Origin of the sequence: Litorivivens sp., from assembly GCF_041625495.1 — a bacterium.
Lineage (GTDB): Bacteria > Pseudomonadota > Gammaproteobacteria > Pseudomonadales > Spongiibacteraceae > Litorivivens.
In genome coordinates, this window is record NZ_JBFJTH010000148.1 from 1 (window position 1) to 9,291 (window position 9,291).

Below are 9,291 nucleotides of genomic sequence, written 5' to 3' on the forward strand. Positions count from 1 at the left end.
ATCGAGTGAAATCAGGGGTTTCATACGGCCGCCTGGCAGTTTGGGCAGGAACCTACGATCTCAACACTGCTGTGGTGAATCGTGAATCCGCGGGCGGCGGCGCAGCTGGTTAGCGCCTGGCTCACCGGCTCTGCAGCCATTTCTACCGTGGTCTGGCAGTGCCGGCAAATCAGAAATTGGCTGTCGTGAGGTTCGCCCGGCAAATCGCAGCCGATATAGGCGTTCAGGGAGGATAAGCGGTGTACTAGGCCATGTTCCTGCAGAAAATCCAGAGCGCGATATACCGTTGGCGGTGCCGGGTGGCCCTGCCCTTCTGCGGCGAGCTGCTCGAGAATTGCATAGGCACCAAGCGGTTTATGGCTCTGCCACACTTTCATGAGCACCTGCTCTCGCAGGCTGGTCAGGCGCGCGCCGCTGGCTTTGCATATTTGCCGGGCTGCTTGTAAAGCATCCTTGATGCAGCGTCGGTGGTCGTGTTTCTCGTAGGCTGTTGGTGCGCCCATGGCGTATCCCATTGAAGATTTACAATGTTATAATATTGCATTTTCCGCAGAGGTTCACGTTTTGACTCGATACAGGTTGGTGATTGCAGTGCTGGTGCTGCTGACTGCTCCGGGGGCAGTGTTGGCCAGTACCCTCACCGTGCTGAGCAGCGTAAAGCCCATACAGATGCTGGTGTCCGCGGTGGGCGGTGACAATGTGGATAGTCAGTTGCTGCTGCCGCCCGCGTTTTCGCCGCATGATGCGCGGTTGAAGCCGTCTCAGTGGCAGGCGTTGGAGAAGGCGAATCTTATCGTTTGGGTGGGACCGGAGTTGGAGCGTTTTCTGGCGTCGGCCATGCGCGATCGCGAGAATGTGCTGCCCCTTGGGGTGTTGGCGGGCGAGGCGATCAAAACAGATCCGCATATCTGGCTGAGTGTGGATCAGGTGGTGGACATGACCACAACCATTGCCAAAGCGCTGGCGAGAAAGAGTCCGCGCCATGAGGCGGGATTTTTGGCGCGGGCGGCGCGGCTGATTTCCTTATTGCGGCAGGAAGATCTGTTGCTGCGACAGCAGTTTACGCGCAGCTACCCTCCATATCTGCTGCCGCATCGAGGTTATACCCATTTTGAGCAGCAGTACGGTCTGGCGCCGGCGGCGATTGTCAGCCCCGGTGGCGACCATTTGCCTGGTGCGGCCCATATCGTGGCGCTTCGGTCGCGCTTGCTGGCGGGGGAGTTTCGCTGTGTGTTCAGAGAGCCCCAGCACGACGGTAAGTTGATGCAGCGTTTGCTGGACGGGGTTGAAGTGCAGCAGATTACGCTGGACCCCATGGGTGCTGGGATTGAGGGCGGTAGTGATGCCTTTGTCCGGTACTACCTCTCCCTGGCAGAAGCCTTTTTGGCTTGCAGGGAGTAAAAAAATAAAGGCGGCCATGCGTGGCACGACCGCAGTCAGTTTTGGCCTTACTTGCTTGTCATCAGCTCTGCTATGCGTGCGTCCAGCTCGGCACCCAGAGAGGCGGAAACCTCGTCCAGTGTGCGATGCATGACCTGCAGGCTCTTGTCAGAAGAGATGGTCTCTTCCTGAGCGGTGCTGGTCGTGACGTCAGTAGAGTTGTAGGCCAGTACCAGCGACTCGTCGATACGAACTTGCGGATCGGCGGCAGTCGCCAGCGTGCTGGCAATCGTCAAAGTGATTGCACTTGCAAGTCTTTTCATCGCTTGGTTCCTCCTTACATGGGCTCCGTGCCCGTTATCAAATGCCTTGTTACATTTGATGTTACGTAAGGTAACACATCGCGGATCAATCTTCCCCATTAAATTGGTGTAATTTTGCTCATCCCCGGTGCTAATTTGCATAAAGTGTTACCAGTGGTGCGACGAAGGTAACACTTTTGTAATAAATCTCTCACGTCGCCGCCATCTTGGGGCGAAATTTGACGCCGTGCTACACTTCCGCGCTCAGCGAATAACAGGCTCCGACTTCCCATGACCACCCTTGATCCCGCCCTGGTGCTGGTAGATGGTTCTTCCTACCTCTACCGTGCTTTTCACGCCCTGCCCATGCTCACCACCTCAACCGGCCGTAATTCCGGTGCTGCTAAAGGGGTGATCAATATGATCCGGCGGCTGAAAAAGGATTACCCCAACGCCACCATCGCCGTGGTATTTGACGCGAAAGGCAAAACCTTCCGCGATGACATTTATCCGCAATACAAGGCTAATCGCCCGCCCATGCCGGAAGAGCTGCGCGAGCAGATTGAGCCCATTCACGCCATTATCCGGGCCATGGGCTTGCCGCTGCTGGCAATCGAGGGTGTCGAGGCTGACGATGTCATAGGTACCCTCGCCGCCCAGGCCGCCAAGGCTGGTCGCTCGGTGCTGGTGTCAACGGGTGATAAAGACATGGCGCAATTGGTGAATGACCATGTGACGCTGGTGAATACAATGACCGACACGGTAATGGATCCGGCAGGCGTGGAAGAAAAGTTCGGCCTGCCGCCGGCGTTGATTATTGATTATCTGGCCCTGATGGGTGACAAAGTCGACAACATTCCCGGCGTACCCGGCGTGGGCGAAAAGACTGCCCTCGCCCTCCTGCAAAACCTCGGCAGCCTGAAAGATATCTACCAGAAGCTTGAACAGATTCCGGAGCTGCCCATTCGCGGCGCGAAAAAGCTCCCGGAAAAGCTCCAAAATGAGCGCGAAAAAGCCGAACTTTCCTATGAGCTTGCAACGATCAAGCTCGATGTGGAGCTGCCGCTGGCCTTTGACGAGATTCAGCAGGGAGAGCAGAACGCCGACGAGTTGCTGCATTGGTACCGGGAGCTGGAATTCAATACCTGGATTGATGAGGTGTTGGCGGGTGGTGAAACCAAGCCTGTGGAAGAGATCAAAGTCGACTACGAGATTGTGCTGGACAAAGGGGCGCTGAATGCGTGGCTGGCCCAGCTGGATGCCGCTCCCCTGTTTGCATTTGATACCGAAACCACAAGCCTCGACTATATGGAGGCGCGGGTGGTGGGTGTGTCCTTTGCGGTAGAGGCTGGCAAGGCCGCCTATGTGCCTTTCGGCCACGATTACCTCGGGGCGCCAGACCAGCTCGGCGAAGACGAGGTGCTAAGTGCGCTCAAGCCACTGCTGGAAAATCCGGATAAACCCAAAGTTGGCCAGAATCTGAAATACGACGCCAATGTGCTGGTTAATCACGGCATTGTGCTGCGCGGTATCGCGGAGGACACCATGCTGCAGTCCTATATTCTGGACGCAGCCGGCAACCGTCATGATATGGACTCGTTGGCGCTGAAATATCTGGGCCACTCCACGGTTCACTATGAAGACATTGCCGGCAAGGGTGCCAAGCAGCTGACCTTTAATCAGATTAAAGTTGAAGAGGCGGGCCACTACGCCGCCGAAGATGCCGATATCACCCTGAAACTGCACCAGACACTGCGACCGCAGATAGCGGCCGAAAAGGAGCTGGATGACGTTTATCGCGCCATTGAAATGCCGCTGGTGCCCGTGCTGTCCCGGATGGAGCGCTTTGGCGCCAAGGTGGATCGGGCGTTGCTGGACAAGCAGAGCCAGGAGTTGGCGGAAAAAATCGACGCCATCCAGAAGGCCGCTCACGAGGAGGCTGGCGGACCATTTAACCTCTCGTCACCCAAGCAGCTCGGCGAAATTCTGTTCGACAAGCTGGCGCTGCCGGTAGTGAAAAAAACGCCGAAAGGTGCGCCGTCAACGGCTGAAGAGGTGCTGGTGGAGCTGGCCCATGAGTACAGGCTGCCGCAGCTGATTCTGGATTACCGCGGTATGGCCAAGCTCAAGTCTACCTATACCGACAAGCTACCCCAGATGATCAGCCCCAAAACCGGGCGTATTCACACGTCCTACCATCAGGCTGTGGCGGCCACGGGTCGGCTGTCGTCTACGGACCCGAATTTGCAGAATATTCCCATCAGAACGCCTGAGGGGCGGCGTATTCGCCAGGCCTTTGTGGCGGAGCGCGGCTATAAGCTGGTGGCGGCGGACTACTCGCAAATCGAGCTGCGCATCATGGCCCATCTGTCGAATGATCAGGGGTTGATCAAAGCCTTTGCTGAGGGCGCGGATATTCACCGCGCGACGGCAGCTGAAGTCTTCGGCTCTACGCTGGAGGAGGTCACTGACGAGCAGCGGCGCAATGCCAAGGCGATCAACTTTGGCCTTATCTATGGTATGTCGGCCTTTGGGCTCGCCCGACAGCTCCATATCGAGCGCGGCGAGGCTCAGGATTACATCAATCGTTATTTTGACCGCTATCCCGGCGTGGCGCAGTTTATGGAAGACATCAAGGTCAACGCCAAAGAGAAGGGTTACGTGGAAACCCTATTTGGTCGCCGCCTGTATCTGCCGGATATAAAGGCCAGCAATGGCATGCGCCGTCAGGCTGCCGAGCGCATAGCGATCAATGCGCCGATGCAGGGCACGGCTGCCGACATTATTAAACGGGCGATGATCGAGGTTGATGCGTGGTTGCAAAGCAGCGATGTGGATGCGGCCATGATCATGCAGGTTCACGACGAACTGATACTGGAAGTGGCGGAAAATCAGGTGGATAGCGTGTCGCAACAGCTTGAGAAACTGATGGAGGGCGCCGCGCAACTGGCGGTGCCGCTGGAAGTGGGGCTGGGTGTCGGCAATAACTGGGATGAGGCCCACTAAGCCCCTGTTATTGTTGGTGTTCCGGGAATATTACCAATTCCCGGGAAACGGGAACTTATCAGCTGGGAAACCTTCTAAGCTAATACAGCAGCATAGCTGTTGGCCGACTTTCTCCATGAGTCGGTTTTTCCCCAGAGAAGCTGATTGCCCGGTGCTCCCCCATGCACCGGGCCTTTTTTGTTGGCTCTCATTGGTGCGAAAAGGGGCGCTGCCGGTTTTCAGGGCGCTTCTCCCTCCTCGCTCTCCTCGTCTTCGTCCGTCGCCGCTAGCCACAGATCCAGCTGTTCCTTTAGGTCCTCAAGCCCAGTGCCCTTCAGGGCTGAAAACAGTTGCGCCTGTACCAGAGCGCCGTAGGGTTGTAAGTGCTTCCTTACTTTTAGCAGTGTGTTCTTGGCCTGGCCGTTACTGAACTTGTCCGCCTTGGTTAGCAAAATACGCACCGGCATTTCACTTTGGGCTGCCCACTCGATCATGGTCAGGTCAAAGGTCTGTAGCGGGTGGCGAATATCCATCATCAGCACCATGCCCCGCAGGCAGCGGCGTTCCGAGAGATATTGTTCCAGATGGCGCTCCCATTTCTTTTTCACTTCGGGGGGCACCTTGGCGAATCCGTAGCCGGGCAGATCGACCAGTCGCTGGGTGTCGCTCAGGCTAAAAAAGTTGATCAGCTGCGTGCGGCCGGGGGTTTTCGAGGTTCGGCACAGCTTCTTGTTTTCCGTCAGTCGGTTGATGGCGCTCGATTTGCCGGCGTTTGAGCGACCGGCAAAAGCCACTTCGGCGCCGATATCGTCCGGGCACTCCCGCAGGCTGGGGGCGCTTTGCTGAAAGCGGGCGCGGCGATAAATGATGGCCGGAATGTCATCCATGGTGGGTCTCTCAGGTGGAATGAGGTGTTCAAAGGGGTTATAGTGCTGCCCCCGTAGGGTTGGCCTCCCCCCGGTGGCATTGTGTATAATGCCGCAGTTTTTTTTCTCGGTCATCCTGCTGGACGTTTTCCGTTGCGATGTCTGTTGTAATTCGTGAGAGCTGATATGAAGAAATCCCTCGCTGCACTGTTGTTTTCTGCCGTTCTGGTCGGCACTGCCCAGGCGGATGCGCTGGAAGATCGCTATAACCGTACCTGTGCTATCTGTCACGCTGCCGGTGCTGCGGGTGCGCCACGCACGGGTGACGCCGATACTTGGAACAAGCGCATTGAAGAGAAAGGCATGGACACGCTGATCGAAAACGCCAAAAACGGGATCAAGGCAATGCCGCCGAAAGGCATGTGTTTTGATTGCTCCGACGAGGATTTCAAAGCGTTGATCGAGCTGATGGCTAAGCCGAAGTCGTAAATCCCACGCCCGAATTTAGACAAGATACTGAGTAGACACCATGAAAAAATCACTGTTGGTCATTCTGTCCTCGCTGTTGTTCGCCCTCCCCGCTGTTGCGGGTGACGCAAAAGCGGGCAAAGCAAAATCTCAATCTTGCGCCGCCTGTCACGGTGCTGACGGCAACAGCGCTGCGCCCACTTTCCCCAAGCTGGCGGGTCAGAATGAAAAATATCTGATCAAGCAAATGAATGACATCAAATCTGGCGTGCGCCCGGTGCCTACAATGGCAGGTCAGCTCGACAACATGAGTGCGCAGGATATCGCTGATATCGCTGCCTACTTTGCCAGCCAGAATGGCAGCGTTGGCCAGGCCAATGCCGATCTGGCCAAAAAAGGTGAGGCGATCTACCGTGGCGGCATTATCGAGCGCAACATTCCAGCCTGTACCGGTTGTCACTCACCGGCCGGTGAAGGCAATGCTGCAGCTGGTTTTCCAATGCTGTCGGGCCAGCACGCGGCCTACACCGAGGCCCAGCTTAAATCTTTCCGTGCCGCTGCCGATGGAGATTCCAGCGGTCGCATGAACGACGGTGAAGAAACCAAAACCATGCGCACGATCGCGTTCCAGTTGAGCGATAACGAAATCAAAGCGTTGGCTGCCTATATTCAGGGGTTGTACTGATACCGGTATTGGTCCTGACAGGCAGGTGGAAAAAGAGGCGGCTTCGGTCGCCTTTTTTATTTAGAATGTGTTGTTACGTGCCTGCAGGCGGGCTTAAAAAACCAAGTTTGCGGGAACTGATGCCTGTAATCCTGATCAGATGAACAATGTTTTAGCCTGGAGAGAATAATGCTCATACGCCGATGGCTGATCGCCAGCCTGTTAACTCTGCTGTCGATAGCCGCCTGTGCCGAGGACGCCACTACAAGCTTCGAAGAAGGTAAACATTACGTGCGACTGGATACGCCAGTGCGCACCGTTGACCCGAACAAAATCGAAGTTACCGAAGTGTTCTGGTACGGCTGTTCCCACTGCTTTCATTTCGAGCCCATGGTTCACGCCTGGTCTAAAAAACTGCCCAAGGATGTCGAGTTTGTACAGTCTCCCGCGATGTGGAACCGGGTGATGGAAATTCACGCCCGCGCGTTCTATACGGCAAAAGCGCTGGGCGTTTTGGACAAGGTCCACCAGCCCATCTTTGAGGCTATCAACGTTGAGCGCAATATGCTGACAACGCCCGATGCCATCGCAACGCTGTTTGCCAAATATGGTGTGGAAGAAAGCACGTTCCACAAGGCCTTCAAATCCTTTGCGGTAAACAGTCAGGTGCAGCAGGCTGATGCCCGCGCGCGTGGCTACCAGATCCAGGGCACCCCGGAAATGATCGTTAACGGCAAATTCCGGGTCAGCACCCGTACCGCTGGCAGTCAGCGCGGTATGCTGGAAGTGGTTGACTATCTGGTGCAACAAGAGCGCAACAGCGCGCAGTAGGTTAGCTTTTGACAGCTTCAAACGTGAGCAGCGCGCCGGACTGGATGGCCGACGCGCTGCGCCACAGAGCGCAATCACGCCGGGTTACCGTCGATGGCTGCGCAATCCACTATCTGTGCTGGAATCCCGAGGCAACCGACAAACCTGCATTATTGCTCGTGCACGGTTTCTGCGCCCACGCGCACTGGTGGGATATGACAGCCCCTGCCCTTCTCGACAGTTATCGGGTGGTGGCGATGGATTTCAGTGGTATGGGCGACAGTGGCTATCGGGACAGTTATGCCTATGAAACATATTGCCGGGAAGTGGCTGCGGTCATCGACGCCGAGGCCATGGCGCCGGTCAATTTGGTTGGGCATAGCTTCGGCGGGTTGGTAAGTATTCAGACCACAGCGCGTTACCCCGATAAAATTCAGACCCTGACGATAATCGACTCGCGAATCAGCCTGCCTCGAAACGCTGGTGAAACGCCATCGCGCGGCGCCACCGAATTGCGGCCAAAGCGGGTCTACCCTACCCTCGAGCAGGCTATCGCACGATTTCGCCTGATACCGCAGGAAAACAGCACCTTGCCCGCCGTGTTTGAGCATGTTGCGCGCGGTTCGTTGCGTGAAGAAGCTGGGGGCTGGGTGTGGAAATTTGACGACCGAATCACACTTACCCTGGAGCCGGTAGAGGTGCCTGAGGCCGATTTACTGCCCGCTATCGTCTGCCCCACAGCGTTTATATACGGCGAGCACAGTATCGTTGCGCCACGAGAAATGGCTGAAAGAACTGTAGGTTACATGGGTAATGGGCGGCCACCGATCAAGGTTGCTGATGCTCATCATCACGTGCTACTGGATCAGCCACTGGTACTGCGTGAACTTCTCAAAAATCTCTTGGCGGAGTTGCGCGCCGAAACCTGAGGGTTATGATGGAGTATTGAATGTTTGCAGTGCTCCGTCATGAATTTTATACATCGCCAACTCCCCTTCCTTTGTGTTGCTCTTTTTCTGGCGGCTTGTGATGGCTCCAGCTCTTCATCAGGCGGTACGCCGTCGGGTGCGTCGGCAACAACAGCGCCTGATCCGGCGCTCGCGGCCTGTCTACGTGACAATCCGGCGCTGGTGCCGGCCAGTTTTGCGGCGCAGACCGCTCCCGAAGGTTATGTTGCCGACAGCAGCGGTGACTACGAGCTTAACCTGAATGCATTGAATATCAGCGTCGCCGATCAGAGCGGTGATTGCGCTGGCAACACGGCGTTTCGCTTTGGTAGTGGTATCGCGGATATTACCGGGGTGGTTGCTAACACTGGCGGTATGGGGTGGGAAGACCCGGCTCAGGTGCTCAGTGGCGTGCATACTCGTCAGTATGCACGGGCATTTGCCATAGCAAGCCCCTGTAACGGCAAACGTATCCTTTTCGTGTCTACAGATACCGGCATGATATTCGGATCTGTGCGCCAGGGCGTGCTGGCAGCGATCGCTGCCGATGCGCAGCTTGCCACGCGCTACGGTCCGGATAACCTGATGCTCTCGGCGACTCACACTCACTCCGGGCCCGCTGGCTATTCTCATCATGAAGCCTTTAATCTATTTCACTTCGGCTTCGATGAAGACAACCTGAATGTCATCGTCAGGGGTATCGTTGAATCAATCCGTAAGGCTGATGCCAACTTGCAGGCCAATACCGCTACCGCGCCCATAACCCTGGGTATTGGCGAGCTTCTCAATACCAACATTAACCGTTCGCTGCCCGCCTTTGAGCGTAACAGCGAGGCTGAGCGGCGCGAGTTTCTCGATGGCCGAGGCGA

General features: G+C 56.3%; 10 protein-coding genes. 7 read left to right on the forward strand and 3 right to left on the reverse strand.

Annotation, left to right across the window (positions count from 1 at the left end):
• Positions 1 to 20: 20 nt before the first annotated feature.
• Positions 21 to 503, reverse strand: a complete 483-nt coding sequence (locus ABYP39_RS14725) for a Fur family transcriptional regulator (RefSeq protein WP_372783273.1) — start codon at positions 501 to 503, stop codon at positions 21 to 23.
• A gap of 61 nt (positions 504 to 564) precedes the next feature.
• Here ABYP39_RS14725 and ABYP39_RS14730 point away from each other — a divergent pair, with 61 nt between their 5' ends.
• Positions 565 to 1,401, forward strand: a complete 837-nt coding sequence (locus ABYP39_RS14730) for a metal ABC transporter solute-binding protein, Zn/Mn family (RefSeq protein WP_372747321.1) — start codon at positions 565 to 567, stop codon at positions 1,399 to 1,401.
• Between the two features lie 47 nt (positions 1,402 to 1,448).
• Here the strand turns inward: ABYP39_RS14730 and ABYP39_RS14735 are convergent, their stop codons facing one another.
• Positions 1,449 to 1,703 (reverse strand): hypothetical protein, encoded by a 255-nt coding sequence (locus ABYP39_RS14735; protein WP_372747322.1) that lies wholly within the window; start codon positions 1,701 to 1,703, stop codon positions 1,449 to 1,451.
• A gap of 270 nt (positions 1,704 to 1,973) precedes the next feature.
• On the opposite strand from ABYP39_RS14735, the gene polA reads away from it, so the two are divergent.
• Positions 1,974 to 4,688, forward strand: coding sequence for a DNA polymerase I (polA, locus tag ABYP39_RS14740; protein WP_372783275.1), 2,715 nt, complete (start codon positions 1,974 to 1,976; stop codon positions 4,686 to 4,688).
• Positions 4,689 to 4,906: 218 nt separating this feature from the next.
• On the opposite strand, the gene yihA is transcribed toward polA, so the two are convergent.
• Positions 4,907 to 5,554 carry a ribosome biogenesis GTP-binding protein YihA/YsxC gene (yihA, locus tag ABYP39_RS14745; RefSeq protein WP_372783277.1) on the reverse strand — a complete coding sequence of 216 codons (648 nt, stop codon included), beginning with the start codon at positions 5,552 to 5,554 and terminating at the stop codon, positions 4,907 to 4,909.
• 165 nt (positions 5,555 to 5,719) lie between these two features.
• Here yihA and ABYP39_RS14750 point away from each other — a divergent pair, with 165 nt between their 5' ends.
• From ABYP39_RS14750 to ABYP39_RS14770, 5 genes are all read left to right on the forward strand, one after another.
• The gene (locus ABYP39_RS14750) at positions 5,720 to 6,022 is read left to right on the forward strand and encodes a cytochrome c5 family protein (protein ID WP_372750588.1); all 303 of its coding nucleotides are present in this window, start codon (positions 5,720 to 5,722) and stop codon (positions 6,020 to 6,022) included.
• Between the two features lie 40 nt (positions 6,023 to 6,062).
• Complete coding sequence (locus tag ABYP39_RS14755) at positions 6,063 to 6,686, forward strand: cytochrome c (RefSeq protein ID WP_372759379.1); 624 nt, start codon at positions 6,063 to 6,065, stop codon at positions 6,684 to 6,686.
• A gap of 168 nt (positions 6,687 to 6,854) precedes the next feature.
• On the forward strand, positions 6,855 to 7,496 hold the full coding sequence (locus ABYP39_RS14760) for a thiol:disulfide interchange protein DsbA/DsbL (protein ID WP_372759905.1): 642 nt from the start codon (positions 6,855 to 6,857) through the stop codon (positions 7,494 to 7,496).
• A gap of 8 nt (positions 7,497 to 7,504) precedes the next feature.
• Positions 7,505 to 8,404 (forward strand): alpha/beta fold hydrolase, encoded by a 900-nt coding sequence (locus ABYP39_RS14765; protein ID WP_372783279.1) that lies wholly within the window; start codon positions 7,505 to 7,507, stop codon positions 8,402 to 8,404.
• A 39-nt stretch (positions 8,405 to 8,443) separates the two neighbouring features.
• Positions 8,444 to 9,291 (forward strand): neutral/alkaline non-lysosomal ceramidase N-terminal domain-containing protein (locus ABYP39_RS14770; RefSeq protein WP_372783281.1); only part of this gene is annotated, 848 nt, incomplete at its 3' end.